General features: G+C 63.7%; 16 protein-coding genes. 6 read left to right on the top strand and 10 right to left on the bottom strand.

Annotated elements, in window-relative coordinates; genetic code table 11:
• Positions 1 to 3 precede the first annotated feature (3 nt).
• A complete protein-coding gene (locus M2333_RS04190) occupies positions 4 to 279 on the top strand; it encodes a formate dehydrogenase subunit delta (protein WP_264573033.1) in 276 nt (91 codons plus the stop codon).
• Positions 245 to 1,039, top strand: a complete 795-nt coding sequence (gene fdhD / locus M2333_RS04185; protein WP_264610952.1) for a formate dehydrogenase accessory sulfurtransferase FdhD — start codon at positions 245 to 247, stop codon at positions 1,037 to 1,039. The genes M2333_RS04190 and fdhD overlap by 35 nt, the downstream gene beginning before the upstream one ends.
• 83 nt (positions 1,040 to 1,122) lie before the next feature.
• Here fdhD and M2333_RS04180 read toward each other — a convergent pair whose 3' ends face one another.
• Both M2333_RS04180 and M2333_RS04175 read right to left on the bottom strand, forming a co-directional pair.
• A complete protein-coding gene (locus M2333_RS04180) occupies positions 1,123 to 2,424 on the bottom strand; it encodes an MFS transporter (protein WP_264610951.1) in 1,302 nt (433 codons plus the stop codon).
• Between the two features lie 97 nt (positions 2,425 to 2,521).
• A complete protein-coding gene (locus tag M2333_RS04175; protein WP_264570599.1) occupies positions 2,522 to 3,064 on the bottom strand; it encodes a MarR family winged helix-turn-helix transcriptional regulator in 543 nt (180 codons plus the stop codon).
• A gap of 67 nt (positions 3,065 to 3,131) precedes the next feature.
• On the opposite strand from M2333_RS04175, the gene M2333_RS04170 reads away from it, so the two are divergent.
• From M2333_RS04170 to M2333_RS04160, 3 genes are all read left to right on the top strand, one after another.
• Entirely contained in the window at positions 3,132 to 4,610 is a 1,479-nt protein-coding gene (locus M2333_RS04170) for a carotenoid oxygenase family protein (protein ID WP_264610950.1), read from the top strand.
• 92 nt (positions 4,611 to 4,702) lie between these two features.
• Positions 4,703 to 5,164: a DUF3237 domain-containing protein gene (locus M2333_RS04165; protein WP_264570601.1), complete on the top strand. Its 462-nt coding sequence runs from the start codon at positions 4,703 to 4,705 to the stop codon at positions 5,162 to 5,164.
• 61 nt (positions 5,165 to 5,225) lie between these two features.
• Entirely contained in the window at positions 5,226 to 6,224 is a 999-nt protein-coding gene (locus M2333_RS04160; protein ID WP_264610949.1) for an LLM class flavin-dependent oxidoreductase, read from the top strand.
• A gap of 52 nt (positions 6,225 to 6,276) precedes the next feature.
• On the opposite strand, the gene M2333_RS04155 is transcribed toward M2333_RS04160, so the two are convergent.
• The 5 genes from M2333_RS04155 to M2333_RS04135 form a co-directional block, all read right to left on the bottom strand.
• Positions 6,277 to 7,935 carry a GMC family oxidoreductase gene (locus M2333_RS04155; protein ID WP_181559906.1) on the bottom strand — a complete coding sequence of 553 codons (1,659 nt, stop codon included), beginning with the start codon at positions 7,933 to 7,935 and terminating at the stop codon, positions 6,277 to 6,279.
• A 121-nt stretch (positions 7,936 to 8,056) separates the two neighbouring features.
• The gene (locus M2333_RS04150; RefSeq protein ID WP_264610948.1) at positions 8,057 to 9,670 is read right to left on the bottom strand and encodes an MFS transporter; all 1,614 of its coding nucleotides are present in this window, start codon (positions 9,668 to 9,670) and stop codon (positions 8,057 to 8,059) included.
• Positions 9,667 to 10,719: an amidohydrolase family protein gene (locus tag M2333_RS04145; RefSeq protein ID WP_264570604.1), complete on the bottom strand. Its 1,053-nt coding sequence runs from the start codon at positions 10,717 to 10,719 to the stop codon at positions 9,667 to 9,669. The genes M2333_RS04150 and M2333_RS04145 overlap by 4 nt, the downstream gene beginning before the upstream one ends.
• Positions 10,720 to 10,788: 69 nt before the next feature.
• Positions 10,789 to 12,219 (bottom strand): NAD-dependent succinate-semialdehyde dehydrogenase, encoded by a 1,431-nt coding sequence (locus M2333_RS04140; RefSeq protein ID WP_264610947.1) that lies wholly within the window; start codon positions 12,217 to 12,219, stop codon positions 10,789 to 10,791.
• 94 nt (positions 12,220 to 12,313) lie between these two features.
• The gene (locus M2333_RS04135) at positions 12,314 to 13,747 is read right to left on the bottom strand and encodes an MFS transporter (RefSeq protein WP_264587351.1); all 1,434 of its coding nucleotides are present in this window, start codon (positions 13,745 to 13,747) and stop codon (positions 12,314 to 12,316) included.
• Positions 13,748 to 13,926: 179 nt separating this feature from the next.
• On the opposite strand from M2333_RS04135, the gene M2333_RS04130 reads away from it, so the two are divergent.
• Complete coding sequence (locus M2333_RS04130; protein ID WP_264610946.1) at positions 13,927 to 14,445, top strand: nuclear transport factor 2 family protein; 519 nt, start codon at positions 13,927 to 13,929, stop codon at positions 14,443 to 14,445.
• 105 nt (positions 14,446 to 14,550) lie between these two features.
• Here the strand turns inward: M2333_RS04130 and M2333_RS04125 are convergent, their stop codons facing one another.
• From M2333_RS04125 to M2333_RS04115, 3 genes are all read right to left on the bottom strand, one after another.
• A complete protein-coding gene (locus tag M2333_RS04125) occupies positions 14,551 to 15,945 on the bottom strand; it encodes a pyruvate dehydrogenase complex E1 component subunit beta (RefSeq protein WP_264610945.1) in 1,395 nt (464 codons plus the stop codon).
• The gene (pdhA, locus tag M2333_RS04120) at positions 15,945 to 17,018 is read right to left on the bottom strand and encodes a pyruvate dehydrogenase (acetyl-transferring) E1 component subunit alpha (RefSeq protein WP_181559911.1); all 1,074 of its coding nucleotides are present in this window, start codon (positions 17,016 to 17,018) and stop codon (positions 15,945 to 15,947) included. The genes M2333_RS04125 and pdhA overlap by 1 nt, the downstream gene beginning before the upstream one ends.
• A gap of 119 nt (positions 17,019 to 17,137) precedes the next feature.
• Positions 17,138 to 17,449, bottom strand: coding sequence for an FtsB family cell division protein (locus tag M2333_RS04115; RefSeq protein ID WP_181559912.1), 312 nt, complete (start codon positions 17,447 to 17,449; stop codon positions 17,138 to 17,140).
• Positions 17,450 to 17,554: the final 105 nt, after the last annotated feature.

Here is a 17,554-nt window from a genome sequence, read left to right as displayed (position 1 = left end):
ATCATGGAAGCCAGCCGCCTCATCTACATGGCGAACCAGATCGCGCGGAATTTTGAAGCGTTGGGCCACGACCAGGCGGCCCTCGCCACCGCCGACCATATCAAGATGTATTGGGATCCGCGGATGCTCGCGGGCATCAAGGCCGTCGACCCCGCCGACATGTCGCCGCTCGCCGCGCGCGCCATCGCCATGGTGGATGGGCCGGTGCCGCACATGACGCGGGCCACCGAATTCGCGAGCGCGGATGAGAACGATCCTGGCTACAACGACGCCGGCTGACCTCGTCGCCCTTCGACCGGATGGCTCCAGCCGTCCGGTCGCGCGCCCCTTTGCGCCGGAAGTGCCGGTCGCGCTGGAATATAACGGCCTTTCCTATGCCGTGATGATGGCCAGTCCGTTTGATCTGGACGACTTCATCACCGGCTTCGCGCTGACCGAGGGCTTGGCCACGCAACCGGGCGATGTCACCCGCATCGATATTGTCGAGACCGATCTCGGTTGGATCGCGCGTGCGACCATTACCTCACTGGCGCTCGAAAGGCTTGAAGAGCGCGTGCGCACGCGCGTGGCCGAGTCGAGCTGTGGCTTGTGCGGCATCGATAATCTGGAAGCCGTTTCGCGTGCCCTCCCCCCGGTCGCCGCGCATGAGGCGCTCGCACCGGCGGCGATCTTCGAGGCGCTGGAGGGTCTGCGTGCGCATCAGCCGGGCAATCGTGCCACAGGCGGGATGCACGCCGCTGCCTTTGTGGCACCGGATGGGGCGATCCTGATGGCCCGCGAGGATGTCGGCCGGCACAATGCGCTGGACAAGCTCGTTGGCGCCATGGCCCGCGCAGGGCAGACGATGGACGCCGGCTTCGTGCTTTCCACGGCGCGCTGCAGCTATGAAATCGTGGAGAAAACGGTCCGGGCCGGCGCCCACACCCTTGTGACCATCTCGGTCCCGACCAGCATGGCGGCAGCGCGGGCCGAGGCTGCCGGCCTCTCGCTCTATGCGCTGGCCCGGCCGGATGAAGTGCTCCGCGTCACTGCGGGCTGACCGTCTCGACCGCCTGCTCTCGTTGCATCATTCAGTACCTGACGATCCGCCGCCCCGCATAGACGAGGCGGCGGATTCATATCTCAGGCCTTGGCCTCAGCTTGAGCAATCGCATCGCCATCGCGCATCGGCAGCAACAGCAGCATGAAGATGGCGCATACCGAGCCAAGGCTCATGATGAGCGATACGGTGAGCAACTCGCCCTTGCCAAGCATGTCGAAGAGCAGGCCAGCCACGATGGGCGAGCCAGCCGCGCCAGCGCGCCCCACGCCGAGGACGAAGCCCGTACCCGTGGCGCGAGCATAGGCCGGGAAGCCCCGCGCGAAGGCGGCATAGAAGCCCACAATGGCCGCGTTGAGGAAGAACATCGACAGGAATGCCGCCACGCGCCATTCGCCAAGCTCACCATGCCCCATGCCGAACCATGCCACCGCAACCACGCCGGCAATCATCATGGCAATCGTCGGCCCCTTAATGTCCCATTTCTTGAGCAGGAAGCCGAACAGACCGCCGCCAATCGCACCGCCGATATTGGCCCAGGTGAGCGTGCTGGCGGCATCGGCCTGCGAGAAGCCGGAATCCGCGACGATCTGCACTGCGAACTTGAGGATGTAATAGAAGGTGAGCGTGTGGAACATGTAGCCGAAGGCCAACAGCCAGGTGACCTTGCGCAGGCCCGGCTTGGACAGAATGTCGGTCACCTTGGGCTGCGGTCCTTCCGTACGCAGCGGCGGCAGTGCCTCGATGGTCCGCTTGCGCAGCGCGCGGAGCGAGCGGTTGACCTTCTCGATCACGTTCGCGGGCCGGCGCGCGGCATAGAATGCGGGCGTCTCCGGCACGAGGAAGAAGACCAGCGGGATCATGATCGCGGTCACCACGGCGCCGAACATGAACACCGCGCGCCAATCATATTCCACCAGCAGCCAGCTCTGCGCGGCAAAGCCGCCAACCACGCCGCCGATCGGGTAGCCGATGACGTAAAGCGCCATGGCGAGGCTGCGGGAGGATTTGCTGGTCGATTCCGCCGTCACGGCGTTGGTCGCCGCCAGCATCCCGCCGATGCCGAGGCCGGTGACGAAGCGCCACACTGTCAGGAGCGTCACACCAGTCGCGGCATGGGCCAGATACATGCCGATCGCCATGACAACGAGGCAGATCAGCATCGTGTCCTTGCGGCCGATGCGGTCCGCGACACCACCGAGGATGACCGAGCCGAAGCCCATGCCGACCAGCTCGGCCGAGAGAACGATGCCCAGCGCCGAGCGCGGAATGCCCCATTCCGCCGAAATGCCCGGCGCCGCGAAGGCGCTCGACAGCACGTCGAAACCATCCAGCGCGTTCAGCAGGATCATCAAGACCACGACAATCCACTGCCGAACGGACATCGGCGACTCATTAATGATCTCAACAGGATCAGACGATGACATGGTTGGGCTTTCCTCTCCAGGCAGTGGACCGCATCGGCGACCTCACAGGCCGAATCTACTCGTGAATACGGCGCAATAACTCGATGAGCAACGTGGCTTCTTTCTTGGTGAAACGGGACTTGAGCCACTGCTCATGCTCGTCGATGCAGCGCCGCGCGTCGCTAAGGGCCGCCTGCCCGTCCGCAGTCAGCGTCAGCGTCTGCCGGCGCCGGTCCAGCGTGGACGCGCCGCGCACCAGCAGGCCGCGCGCTTCCAACCGGTTGATGATCGCCATCGTCGTCGCCCGGTCCATTTGCAGGCGGCGGCCGATATCGGCCTGCGCGATGTGCGGATGGTCGCTGATCAGCCAGAGGACGGAGACCATCTTCTGCGTCAGGCCAAGCTCGGAAAAAGTCTCGGTGAAATGGCGGTAGGCCGCGCCATGGGCAAGGCGGATGTGGAACCCGATAATGTCGTCGATCGCGCCGATATCATCGTCGATCTGCGCGGGCGCAGGCGATGGCGTCGCACTTCCACCACCCTTGGCGGCCACAAGAGGACGTTGACGTGCGCGTGCTTCCAAAATCTTTACCCCCGAGAACCGGAACGGTTCGGCCATTGATTAAGCAATGGGAATTGCCCAATTGGTATGCATAGCATACAAACCTGCGCAAGAGGAGCAAGCTATGGCGCAATTCCCCAATACCCCCGCTTTCACAGGTTTCAACAGCCCGTCTCGCATCGAATGCGACATTCCGAATCTCGTGCATGAGGGCACGATTCCGCCCGAGCTGAATGGCGCCTTCTTCCGCGTGCAGCCGGACCCGCAATTCCCGCCCCGCCTGGGCGATGACATCAGCTTCAACGGCGATGGCATGATCACGCGCTTCCACATTCATGATGGCCAGTGCGACATCAAGCAGCGCTGGGCCAAGACCGCCAAGTGGAGGCTGGAGAACGAGGCCGGCAAGGCGCTCTTCGGCGCCTATCGCAATCCGCTGACGGACGATGAGTCCGTCAAGGGCGAGTATCGCTCGACCGCGAACACCAACGCCTTTGTGTTCGCAGGCAAGCTCTGGGCCATGAAGGAGGACAGCCCGTCCCTCGTCATGGAACCGGACACGATGGAGACCATCGGGTTCGAGAAGTTCGGCGGCAAGATGACCGGCCAGACTTTCACCGCGCACCCCAAGATCGACCCGCACACGGGCAACATGGTCGCCATCGGCTATGCCGCAAGCGGCCTGTGCTCCGACGATGTGTGCCTCTATGAGGTCAGCCCTGAAGGCGAACTGGTCCGCGAACTGTGGTTCAAGGCGCCCTATTATTGCATGATGCACGACTTCGGCGTGACCAAGGATTATCTGGTCCTGCACATTGTGCCCTCGATCGGCAGCTGGGAGCGCCTGGAGAAGGGCCTGCCGCACTTCGGCTTCGACACCACCCTGCCCGTCTATCTCGGCATCATCCCGCGCCGTGACGATGTGAAGCAGGAAGACATCCGCTGGTTCAAGCGCGACAATTGCTTCGCGTCGCATGTGATGAACGCCTATCAGGACGGCACCAAGGTCCATATCGACGTGCCGGAAGCGGCGAACAACATGTTCCCCTTCTTCCCGGACGTGCATGGCGCGCCCTTCAACCCGCAGCAGGCGGCGAGCTACCTCACCCGCTGGACGGTCGACATGGCGTCCAACAGCGACGAGTTCGACAGCGTCACCCGCCTCACGGAGACGTCGGGTGAATTCCCCCGCATTGATGACCGCGTCACCGGCCTGCCCTATCGCTATGGCTGGATGCTGGAGATGGACATGAAGCGTCCGGTCGAGCTCAAGGGCGGCAGCGCCGGCGGCTTCCTGATGAACTGCCTGTTCCTGATCGACCACCAGACCGGCAAGGAGCAGCACTGGTGGTGCGGCCCCACCTCTTCGCTGCAGGAGCCGGCCTTCGTGCCGCGCTCCAAGGACGCGCCGGAAGGCGATGGCTGGATCGTGCAGGTCTGCAATCGCCTGGCCGACCACAAGAGCGACCTGCTGATCTTCGAAGCGCTGGACATCGAGAAGGGACCGGTCGCCACGATTCATATCCCCTTCGCGCTGCGCTTTGGCCTGCACGGCAACTGGGCCAGCGCGGACCAGATCGGCCTCGAACGCGAAGCCGCCTGACCCTAGCGATCATCCAGCCACAGCCCCGGCCCGCGCTATGTGTGTGCGCCGGGGCTGCAGCCTCACACTTCAAGTCTCAAGGAAGCACGTTCATGATTCAGCCCGGGCTGGAATTCGTCTATGAAGCCGGCGGCGATCTCGGCGCGCCCGTGCCGCTCGGCAACACCGTCGATGGCACCCGCCGCATCATCCCGATCTTCGAGGGTGGCCGTGTCGAAGGGCCGCTGATCAAGGGCAAGCTGCTCGGCAACGCCGCCGACTTCCAGCTCACCCGGCCCGACGGCGTCACTGTCGCCGATGCCCTTTACGCGCTGCAGACCGATGACGGCGTCGTCATCCAGATCCGCAATCGTGGCCTGCGCCATGGCCCGCCCGATGTGATGGCGCGACTGGCGGCAGGCGAGGAGGTCGATCCGGCGGATTATTATTTCCGCACCGTGCCGGAATTCATCGCGCCGGAAGGCAAATATGACTGGATGAACCGCAGCATCTTCGTCTGCTCGGGCGCGCGCTACAAGGCGGGCATCAAATTGTGGGTCTGGCGCGTCACCTGATCCCCAAGCGCCCCGCCCGCCACCGGTTGCGTAGCGGGGGTGCCGATCCCATCTTGGATCGATGACCCAACTCAGCTTCCTCGACCTCGTCAACGTTGTCGAAGGCGAGAGCGCCGGCGATGCGATCAAGCGCGTCGGCCCGCTCGCCGCCCATGCCGAAGCGCTCGGCTATCATCGCTACTGGATCGCCGAACATCACGGCATGGCCGGCGTGGCAGCAGCGGCCACCGCGCTCATCATCGCTGAGGCCGGGCGGGCGACCAAGACCATCCGCGTCGGCTCGGGCGGCATCATGCTGCCCAATCACTCACCCTATATCATCGCCGAGCAGTTCGGCACGCTGGACGCGCTCTTCCCCGGCCGTGTCGATCTCGGCCTCGGGCGTGCACCCGGCGCCGACGGCCGACTGGCCCGCGCCATCCGCCATGACACCCGGCAAGAGGCCGAGGAATTCCCCCGCAGCGTGGTGGAATTGCGCGCTCACTTTACCGGTGAGCCTGACCTCGGCCTGCTCGCCGTGCCCGGGCGCGGTGCGCAGATCGACATGTGGATTCTGGGGTCCAGCCTGTTCGGCGCGCAACTCGCGGCGGCACTCGGGATGCCCTACGCCTTCGCCTCGCATTTCGCGCCCGATCTGCTGGATGAAGCGCTGACCATCTATCGCCGCGATTTCCGCCCGTCCGCCTCTCTGCGCGAACCCTATGCGGCGGCGGCGATGAGCGTCGTCGCTGCGGACACGGTGGCGGAGGCGGAATATGTCGCCAGCTCCATGATGCAGAACTTCGTGGCGCTGCGCACCGGCCGCCCCGGCAAGCTACCTCCGCCGGTGGAGAATTATGTCGCGAGCCTCGATCCGTCGCTCAGCGCAATGCTGGGGCATGTCATGCAATGCAGCGCCTTCGGCACCGCCGATGATGTCGCGCGTGGCCTGCGCCAGTTCGTCCAGCGGACGCAGGTGGATGAGGTGATCGTCCACAGCCCCGCTTTCGATCCGCAGGCCCGCATCAGGTCGCTCGCGCTGATCGCGCAAGCCTTCCATGAAATGACCGAAGCCGCCTGACGCGCAGGCGGCTTCGTTTTCCGTTCAGTATTGATGCCGCACGCCGATCCGTTCAGGCCGGTGCCAGTTCCTTCGCGTCTTCCAGGATCATTTCCGATCCCTTCTCGCCGATCATGATCGTCGCGGCATTGGTGTTGCCGGAGACGATCTTGGGCATGATCGAGGCATCGACCACGCGCAGGCCCTGAACGCCGTGGACGCGCAGGCGCGCATCGACCACCGCCTTGGGGTCGCTACCCATGCGCGCCGTACCGACCGCGTGATACAGCGTGCCGCCGGCGACCTGCGCATAGAAGAACATCTGATCGTCCGTCTCGCCGAACGGATCGGGGCCGGCCAGATATTTGGCGATTGCCGGCTGCTGCCAGATTTCGCGAATGATCTTGAGCTGCGTGACGGCCATCTGCTGGTCGATCGGGTCCTGCAGATAATTGGGCGTGATCTTGGGGGCCTGCGTGCCATCGGGCGAGCGGGCGTGGATGTGCCCGCGCGATTCCGGGCGCAGCTGGCAGGGGTTGGAGGCCATGCCCGGCTCCTTCTCCAGCGCCAGCTGCTGCTTGGCGTTTAGCACCTCCAGATCCATGGACGCCGCCATGGTGTGAATCTGGATGTCCGGCGTCTCCAGCCCTTCGCGCGACCGCAGGAAGGTGCAGCCATGCGCCACCGCATAAGACAGCAGGCCCTTGCGGGTCATGCCATATTTGAGCACCTGACCGATCAGCGGCAGGCCGCTGGCCATGGAGTTGACCGAGGGCGTGCCCGGCTTCAGCCGCGCCTGGCAGCCGATCATATAATGGTCCTGCAGGTTCTCGCCGACGCCGGGCAGCTCATGCACCAGCTTCACGCCCAGTTCCCGGACGACACCGCCCTGCCCGATGCCGGAGATTTCCAGCAGCTTGGGGCTCTCGACCGCACCGGCGGCAAGGATCACTTCCTTGCGCACCTTCACGCGGCGTAGGCGACCATGCTGGACGAACTCAACCCCCACCGCGCGCTTGCCCTCGAAGAGGATGCGCGTCGTCATGGCGCGCAGTTCGACCGTGAGATTGACGCGGTCCATGACCGGATGGAGGAAGCCCACCGCCGTCGAGCAACGCTTGCCGTTGCGCGCGGTCATCTGGAACCAGCTGGTCCCCTCCTGATCGCCGTCGTTCAGATCATCTTTATAGGCATAGCCAGCCTCGACACAGGCATCGATGACTGCCTTGCTGATCGGGTGATGCTCGGGGAAGTCGGAGACAGCCAGCTCACCGCCCTGAGCATGGCCTTCCATGGCGCCACGGGTCTGGTCCTCGCTCTTCTTGAAATAGGGCAGCACGTCGTCCCACGCCCAGCCCTCATTGCCCATCTGGCGCCAGCCATCATAGTCGGCCGACTGGCCGCGCACATAGAGCATGCCGTTGAGCGACGACGAGCCGCCGAGTACCTTGCCCTTGGGCCATTTGTGGGGGCGACCGCCTGAGCCCTCGTCGACCTCCGTCTCATACAGCCAGTTGACCTTGGGATCGTTCAGCGTCTTGCCGAAACCGATCGGGATATGGATCATCATGTTGGAACGGAACTGGCTCAATTCCCGCGTCGGGCGGTCATCGCCGCCAGCCTCGAGCAGAACGACTTCCGTGCCCCGATCCGCCGAGAGCCGGTTGGCGAGAACACATCCCGCGCTGCCCGCCCCGACGATCACGTAATCGACAGTTCTCTCGTCCGTCATGCTCTTGTCATCCTCTCATTGCACCGCGCACGTCCCCCGCGCGGCTCGACTCAGTTCTTATGACACAAAGCGCCATTTCGAACAAAGTCAACAATGCGAGGATGCTGAGCAGGTCAAAGCATCAGACAGGCTCCCCCGCTTCCCGGGCACGAACCAGAATGAGGCTCTCGTCCTTGCGGATGCGGGTGAGGAGAATGACCAGCAGGATGATGATGGGAATCGCCATCCAGTTGACGCTCAGGATCGCGGTCCGCAGATCACCCGTGGCATCCGAGATCATCCCGACCAGATAAGGCCCCATGCCGAGGCCGAAAATGGTGGAGATGATGAGATAGGTGCTGGCGGTGATGCCGCGCATGCGGGGCAGCACAAGTCCATAGATCAGCGAGTAGAGCGGCGGCATCCAGCAGGTGAGGATGACGCTGTAGAGCACGAAGCGGCTGTAAAAGCCGAACGCGTCCGGTGCATGATAGGTCCAGACCCCGATCAGCGGTGAGACGCCGAGCGCGAACAGGGTGAGATACACGCGGCCGGTCGCCGGCATGGACTTGTCGAACCAGTCAGCCAAAGGCCCCGAAATCATCGGGCCGATCACGCCGATCACCAGCGAGAGCAGGCCGAAGGTGACGCCTGTTTCTGCGGGCGATGTGCCATAGGTCTGCATGATGAAGGCGGGCGTGAAGCCCATGATGCCGTAATTGATCACCGTCTGCAGCGCACCGACCGCGATGGCGATCATCAGCGCCGGCGAGCGCACCGTCACCTGATAGGTCGGCGGATCGGCAAGCGCCAGCCGCTGCAACAGGTTGAAGATCACGATGATCCCAAAGCCCATCACACCCCATTGCAGGATGTGGGGATTGAGAGGCACGCCACCGAAACTGAGCGCCGGGCGCGGCGAAAAAGCCGAAGCCAGATGCACGAACAGCGTCATCAGACCGACCACGAGCACCATGACGCCGATATTGGCGGTCCAGTGGCGGGCGCTGGCCTTGCTGGCGGCAAGGCTCAGCAAATTGGTGCCGGGCGTCACCGCACCGAGCAGCGCGAGGCTGGAGCGGAACGGCGCCGGATCGGGCCGGGACGCGATGCCATCCATCGCGCCGCGCTGAGGCTCCTTGAGGTGCCACAGCAGCAGAGCAAGGACGAGGCCCGGAATGGACGCAACCAGAAAGGCGAACTGCCAGCCTGCCAGCCGCAGCGGCGCTTGCCCCGCCGGGTAAAGCGTTTCCCACCATTGCGCCGCGACACCGCCGACGACATTGGACATGCCAAGGCCCACCGCGATGGACGCCGCGATGGTGCCCATCACCAGGCCACGCCGGTGCTTGGGGAAATAATCGAACAGCAAGGATGTGCCGGCGGGGGATGTTGCCCCCTCGCCGATACCCACGCCCAGCCGGGAAATCGCCAGCATCGCAAAGCCGCTCGCAAAGGCCGCGAGGCCGCTCGAGAAGGACCAGAAGGCGATGGCGATGGCCAGGATGCGCGTGCGAATCCAGCCATCCGACAGGCGACCGAGCGGCAGGGAAAACAGCGCGTAGAACAGCGCGAACACCGTTCCGTACAGCAGCCCCAGCTCGGCATCGCCAATCTGCAGGTCCGCCTTGATGCGCGGCGCGAGAATGGCGAGGATGTTCCGATCCAGCAGCGACATGGCGTTGGTGAGAGCCACCAACGCCAGCGCATACCAGGCGGTGCCGGTCACCCGGCCCGACACCGGCGGGGTCGTCACAGGTTGAAGACCCGCTCGGCATTGGTCTGCATCAGCTTCTTCTTGGCTTCTGCAGAAATGTCGAGATTGTCGTGCGTACGCACCTCATCGGCGACATATTCATAGGGATAATCCATCGCGTACATCACCCGGTCCTCACCGAGTTGATCGATGCACAGCTTGATCGCCAGCGGACAGGCCATGCCGCTGGTCGTCACGCAGACATTGTTGCGCATATAGTGGAACAGGTCGTGGTTGAGCGGCTTGAGGCGCTCGTAGCGCTTCGAGCGGACGCCAGCCTGATGCATGTAGTTCATGCGGAACAGCCAGTAGGGGATCGCCTCGCCGCCATGGCCGACGCACACGGTCAGGTTGGGATAGCGGTCGAACACACCCGTCGTCAGGATGCGCAGCAAATGATAGCCGGTCTCGACACCGAAGCCGAAGATCGCGCCATCGAGGCCAGCCTCGACCATGCCGGCGATCATCGCATCCGGCGGTGACTGCGGGTGGATGTACAGCGGCAGATTATTGTCGGCGCAGGCCTTCAAGATCGGGTCGAACTGCTCTTCATCGAGATAGTGACCCTTGGTGTGGCTGTTGACCATCACGCCCTTGAAGCCCAGCTCGTTCTTGCCGCGCGCAATTTCCTCGACCGACCACTGCACGTCCTGCGGGACGATGGAGACCATGCCGACATAGCGCGACGGGTGGCGTTCGCAGGCGGCCTTCAGAACGTCGTTGGCATTGCGGACCAGCGTCTTGGCTTCATCGGTCTCGAATGCCTGTCCACCGGGCGATGTCAGGGAGAGAATGGCGACGTCGATTCCGGTCTCGTCCATCGCCTGAATACGCAGATCGTCCAGATCAAGCAGCCGATCGCGAATGAACTGGGTCCGCTCGGAAGGCGACGTGCCGTAGAAACCCCAGAGCGACGTGGTCGCCTTGTCGGCCCGGCCCTCTTTGACCAGCTTCAGAAAGGCGTCGAGCTGTTCGGCCGTCGCAAAAGCCTCTTCGGTCGCAATGCGAAGATAGCCGCGATCGCCGCCGGTGTTGAGCGCGTGAGTCATGTTACTCTCCTGAGAAATGGGGAAAGAAAGCCCCGGCGCCTGCACGGGCACCGGGGCTTGTATTCTGGATCAGCCTTCGTGGACGACCTTGGTCACGAGGCAGGCGTGGAGGCCCTCGGGACCATCCTCATGGCCGTGGCCCGACCACTTGACGCCGCCGAACGGCGAGTCCGCACCGCCGATGGCGACGCTGTTGATGCCGAGCATCCCGGTCTCGACTTCCCGCGCCACGCGACGCTGCAGCTTGACGTCGTCCGTCCAGCTATAGGCGGCGAGGCCATAAGGCAGGCGATTGGCTTCCGCGATCATGTCGTCGACCTTGCCGAACGGATTGATTAGCGCGACCGGGCCGAACGGCTCCTCATTCATGATCTCGGCATCGAGCGGGATCTCGCTGAGCACCGACGGAGCATAGAAGAAGCCCTGATTGCCGATGCGCTCGCCGCCCGCATTGAGCTTGGCACCACTGCTGACAGCGCCGCCGATGAGGCGCTCCATGGCGTCCGGGCGACGCTCATTGGCCATCGGGCCCATTTGGATGCCATCCTCAAGGCCGTTGCCCACCTTGAGCGCCTTGGCACGGCTCGCAAACCCGTCACGGAACCGCTCGTAGACATTTTCCTGCACGATGAAGCGCGTCGGCGAGACGCAGACCTGGCCGGCGTTGCGATATTTGTGGCCGACCATGACATCCAGCACGCGGTCCACGTCGACATCGTCGAACACCAGTACCGGGCCGTGACCACCGAGTTCCATGGTGGTGCGCTTCAGGTCTTCGGCCGCCAGCTTGGCGAGATGCTTGCCGATCACGGTCGAGCCGGTGAAGCTGAGCTTGCGGATGATCGGCGAGGCGAGCAGGTGGCGCGACACCTCATCGGGCACGCCGAACACGGCCTGCGCGACGTCCTTGGGCAGGCCGGCATCGAGCAGGCACTGCAGCACGCCGAGCGCGGACGCCGGGGTCTCTTCGGCAGACTTCATGATCACCGAGCAGCCCGCCGCAATCGGCGCGCCCAGCTTGCGGCCAGGATTGCCGAGCGGGAAGTTCCAGGGCGAGAAGGCCGCAACCGGGCCGACCGGCTCATAAGTCACCGTCGAGCGCATGCCGGCCGGGCGAACCAGCGCGCGGCCATAGAGGCGCGAAACCTCACCCGCGTAGAAATTGAACAGGCCGGCGACCATCATCACTTCGATGCGGGATTCAGGCAGGGTCTTGCCCTGCTCCATCGTGGCGATGCGAGCCAGCGTCTCCTGCCGCTCCATGAGCAGACGCGCTGCACCGGAGAGCACGGCAGCGCGCTCCTGCGCCGTCGAGTTGCGCCAGCGATTGAACCCACGCTGCGCGGTTTCCAACGCGCGGTCGAGATCCGCGGTGGTGGCCAGCGGCAGCTCGCCAAGGGTCTCGCCCGTCGCAGGATTGACGATGGTCTGCGTTCGGCGATCACCGCCGGTCACGGCCTCGCCATCGATGATCATGTGCAGGGCAGGATAATTGGTCATAGCCATCCTCTCGGGACTCTCAGCGAAACAGAGTGACGCCGGACCAAAGCCCGGCGTCGCGCAATATCCCCTGTGAGAACTCAATGATGAGTCGTCAACTCCCCGCAGGCATTGCTTTGCTCACAGCCGCAGCTTCTGCTGCCTCCAGGCGCTCGATTTCCTCGCGATAGGGCTTGCACGCGCGCCACATGCTGATCGTGGCGAGCGGAAGCAGTACGAGCGCGGTGATGAAGATCGCCTGCCACAGCCGCGCTTCGTCCCGCACGACATATTGCGCCACGACGCCGATCACGAGGCTGCCCATCGCGCCGAAGAAGGTGAACATGAACAGGTACAGCGCCGTCACCTGTCCGCGCATGGCCTGCGGCGCGACGCGCTGCACGGCGGCATTCTGCGCCGGCGCGCCCGCGAGGCCGAAGAGCGTCGCCACGGCCATCGCGCCCATGGCGAGGTGCCCCGTCGGCATCAGCGGCGCGGCCAGCGTGCAGATGGTGACCGCGGTGAAACAGATCGCCGCCGTGCGAACGTTCGCATCCTTATACTTGCGGCCGAACCACGAGACCATCAGGCCACCGAGCACGAGGCCGGCGAGCTGCGCGACCAGCAGCATGGGCGCGAGCACCGCGCCGATCTGCGCCTCGTCCATGCCATAGGTCCGCACGAGGAAAGGCACGCGCCAGAAGCCGATGCCCTGGCTTTCCGTCGCGCTGAGCGCCAGCGCGATGAACAGCGGATAATAGACCATGCCTTTCGCCTGAATGCCACGAATGGCGTCGAATCCCATGAACGTGGCGATCTTGCGGCCGAAGCTGGCTTTCTGCGGCACTGCGATCGGGTCGGCGACCGCGGCACGGCGCGCAGGCTCCTTCACCAGCAGGAACAGCAGCGCCGCCGGGAAGGACAGCAGGCCGAGGCCGATCAAGATCCACTGCCAGTTGAAGATGCGCAGGCCCCACAAGTAACTGGTATCCCAATGCGACACCGCGCCGATCATCATCCCGCCGAACAGCACGCCAAGCGTGGTGCCGCCGATGAAACCGAACTGCAGCAGCGCGAAGGCAATCGGGATTTTCTTCGGCCGGAACATGTCCACGATGAGAGAATAGGAGCCGGGGCCATGGGCCGATCCGCCCGCGCCCAGCAGCATCCGCGCCGCGATGAACTGGCCGAAGCCCTGCGCCAGACCGCTCAGCATGGTGACACCGCCCGTCACCGCCGCGCTGATCGCGAGGATCATCTTGCGCGGATAGATATCCACGAGCCGGGCCAGCGGAATGCCGACGAACACGTAGAAGATGATGCTCGCCGGGCCGCCCAATATGCCAAGTTGCGTATCGGACAGGCCGAAATCGACCTTGATCCGCTCCGCCAGCATTCCGAACACGGTGGCATCGAAAAAGCTCAGGAAGGTGGCGATGATGATGACAGTCAGCGCGAAATAGGCACGCGGGCTGGAGGGCCATTGCTGCGACGCGGCCCCAGCATCGTCGCCCGGCACGGAGTGTGCCGCCTGAGGTGCCATTGCCATGTCGTGAATTCCTCTCTGCTCGCCCTGGCGCCGCACCGGTTCCATTTCCTGCGGCTCGTTATCCTGCCAGTTTCAACCGCTGAGATTGATTCTGTCCAGCTTTAATTGCGCATGCGAGGCTCCTCGTCTAACCTCTTGCGAGCCTGCGCCATGGCGCAGGCAGAGGAGAGGACATCATTATGCCGAACGAAACCGGACGCCCGACAGCGGCGCAGGAGGATTATGCCGCCGATCGCGCCGCGATCATGCAGCTCGAAGCCGAGTATCTCATGGCGCTCGATTGGGGCGATGCCGAAAGCTACGCCGCCCTGTTCGCGCCCGAAGGCGTGCTGGAATGGGCAGGCGGCACCGCCGTCGGGCCGGAGGAAATCTACAAGGAAATCGGCGTCTACAAGGAAGCCATCAAGCAATATTATGGCGACGATGGCTCAGGCCAGCCTGTCACACTGCGCCACTTCATCACCAATCAGGCCATCTATGTGCATGGCGATACGGCCAAGGGCGTGATCTACTGGTTCGAGGTTGCCAATAACGGCACGGGACATACCCCGCATATCGGCAGCTACGGCCATTATGAGGACAGGATGCGCAAGGTGGATGGCGCCTGGAAGTTCGTCAGCCGCAAGATTTTCAACGAACAATTACCGGGCCGTCGTGCCGGTGCCGAAAATCCGGGACGCGCGGCGCGGCTGCTATAAACGTGTCATCACGCTTGTGCTCCTGCGAAGGCAGGAGCCCAGGGCAGCCAAGCGATGACGGTGCTGAGTGAAACGGGGCGCCCGTAATGAGCGCCCCGCCCTATCTCAGTCCCGATAGCAGACCTTGCGGGCAGCCTTCACGACCCGCGCCGCATCGATCAGCGCAGCCTTTTCGAGATTGGCCGCATAAGGCAGCGGCACATCCTCATTGGTCACGCGCAGCACCGGCGCATCGAGATCGTCGAAGCCCTGCTCCATGCAGACCGCCGCAATCTCACTGGCGATGGAGCAGACCGGCCAGCCCTCTTCGACCACCACGAGGCGGTTGGTCTTCTTGAGGCTTTCCAGCACCGTCGCCGTATCGAGCGGGCGCAGCGTGCGCAGATCAATCACCTCGGCATCGATGCCGTCGGCGGCAAGCGTTTCCGCTGCCTCCAGCGCGACGCCAACGCCGATCGAGTAGCTCACCAGCGTCACATCCTTGCCGGGACGGACGATGCGTGCCTTGCCGATCGGCAGGACATGATCCTCAAGCTGCGGCACCTCGAAACTGCGCCCATAGACCAGCTCGTTCTCAAGGAACACCACCGGATCTTCGCTGCGGATCGCCGCCTTGAGTAGGCCCTTGGCATCCGAGCTGTCATAGGGCGCGATCACGATCAGGCCCGGCACGGCGGCATACCAGGGGCCGTAATTCTGGCTGTGCTGCGCGCCAACCCGGCTCGCCGCGCCATTGGGACCACGGAACACGATCGGGCAACGCATCTGGCCGCCGGACATGTAATTGGTCTTGGCGGCCGAGTTGATGATCTGGTCCATCGCCTGCATGGCGAAGTTGAAGGTCATGAACTCGACAATTGGCTTGAGACCGCCCATCGCAGCGCCGGCACCGATGCCAGCAAAGCCATGCTCGGTGATCGGCGTGTCGATCACGCGCTTGGGGCCGAATTCGTCGAGCAGACCCTGGGTGACCTTGTAGGCGCCCTGATATTCGGCGACTTCCTCGCCCATCAGGAACACGCGCGGATCGCGCCGCATTTCCTCGGCCATGGCATCGCGCAGCGCTTCGCGGACGGTCGTCTTGACCATCTGCGTGCCTTCCGGGATCGCCGGATCCGTCACCGCGCTCGCCTTGCTGCCGGAGAGATTGGCGGTGCCGCTCTCGGCCTTCTTGGGGGCCTCGGCCTCGTCCGCAGCCTTGGGCGCGGCCTGCGCTTCGGCCTTGGGGGCTTGCGCAGCCGGTGCGGGCGCTTCTTCGCCTTCGCCGGAGAGCATCGCGATCACGGTGCCGACCTTCACATTGTCGGTGCCCTCGGCGATCAGGATCTTCTCGATGGTGCCTTCATCGACAGCCTCGAACTCCATCGTCGCCTTGTCGGTCTCGATCTCGGCCATGATGTCGCCGGCCTTGACCTCATCGCCTTCCTTGACGAGCCACTTGGCCAGCGTCCCCTCTTCCATCGTCGGCGAGAGGGCCGGCATCTTGATCTCGAGACCCATCAATACTGCTCCACCAGCACATCGGTATAAAGTTCGGCCATGTCAGGCTCGGGCGAGGTTTCCGCGAAGTCCGCCGCCTCGCTCACATCCTTGCGGATCTTCGTATCGATGGCCTTCAAATCCTCTTCCTTCACGCCAGCGTCGGCGAGAATCTTCTTGAGGCCCTCGATCGGATCGGACGTGTCGCGCATGTGCTGCACTTCGTCGCGCGAGCGATACTTCGCCGGATCGGACATCGAGTGACCGCGATAGCGATAGGTCTTCATTTCCAGCAGAATCGGCCCCTTGCCGGAGCGGACATACTCCAGCGCCGCCTCGGTGGCGCCGCGCACGGCCAGCACGTCCATGCCATCGACCTGGATGCCCGGAATGCGGAAGCTCTCGCCGCGACGATAGAGCTGGTCCTCGGCGGAGGAACGCGCCACGGAGGTACCCATGGCATATTGGTTGTTCTCGATCACATAGATGATCGGGAGCTTCCACAGCTCGGCCATGTTGAAGCTCTCATAGACCTGGCCCTGATTGGCCGCGCCGTCGCCGAAGTACGCGACGCACACGCCGCCATCCTCATTATATTTATGGCCGAACGCCAGCCCGGTGCCGAGGCTGACCTGCGCGCCGACGATGCCATGGCCGCCGAAGAACTTATGCTCGACGCTGAACATATGCATCGAGCCGCCCTTGCCGCGCGAAATGCCGGCCTCGCGGCCCGTCAGCTCGGCCATGATGATCTTGGGGTCGATGCCGTAAGCGAGCATGTGGCCATGATCGCGATAACCGGTGATCACGCTGTCCTTGCCCGGCGTCAACGCCGACTGAATGCCGACCGCAACCGCTTCCTGACCGATATAGAGGTGGCAGAAGCCGCCAATCAGGCCGAGACCGTAAAGCTGCCCCGCCCGCTCCTCGAAGCGGCGGATGAGCAGCATCTGACGGTAGAATTCGAGCAGCTCTTCCTGGCTCGCGTCATAGGGATTGGGCTCACCGGGGCGCTCCCGGTTATGGTCCGCAGACGGCGCCGTGGCAGTGGATGCAGGGGCATTTTGCGCGCGTCTGGAAGCTGGCTTCGCCAATGTTTCAGGTCCTTCTCGCGTGGCTGTTACAGCCAGCTATAGGCACGGCACCGGCAGGAGCGCAATGTCCAGATAGGTTAAATGGGTGGCGAAATCTGGTTAGTCAACCGCACCCTTAGTCATTTCATCGGAACGACGACTTCATCGGGGTGCGTGACGCCGAGCTGCTTGCGGACCAGCTCGTCGACCATATCCGGATCAGCATGGCGCGGATCGAGCAGCTTCACTCGATTCTCCAGTGCGGCCTTCTGCTTGTGCAGCGCCGACAACTCGGCCTGCCTCTGCTTGAGCTGCCGGCTGTAATCGGACCATGCGAGAATGCCATTCGGGCCAATGATGGCATAGCCGATGAAGAGCAGGAGCAGGAAAATGGCAATAGCCGGCGTAAACGCCGAACCAAGAAGAAACCTCAATTTTGCCAGATGCGCCATGGGCCCTTGGAATCACGCCGACCGTCGCAATGCAAGCCCAAAATGAACGAATGCGACAAATTGCATTAACTTTGTAGACAAGCCGTCGGACCGGGGGATGCGCAA

Origin of the sequence: Sphingobium sp. B11D3B (assembly GCF_025961735.1) — a bacterium.
GTDB lineage: Bacteria > Pseudomonadota > Alphaproteobacteria > Sphingomonadales > Sphingomonadaceae > Sphingobium.
The sequence above is the reverse complement of the archived record's forward strand: the minus strand, read 5'-3'. Positions and strand labels throughout refer to the sequence as shown.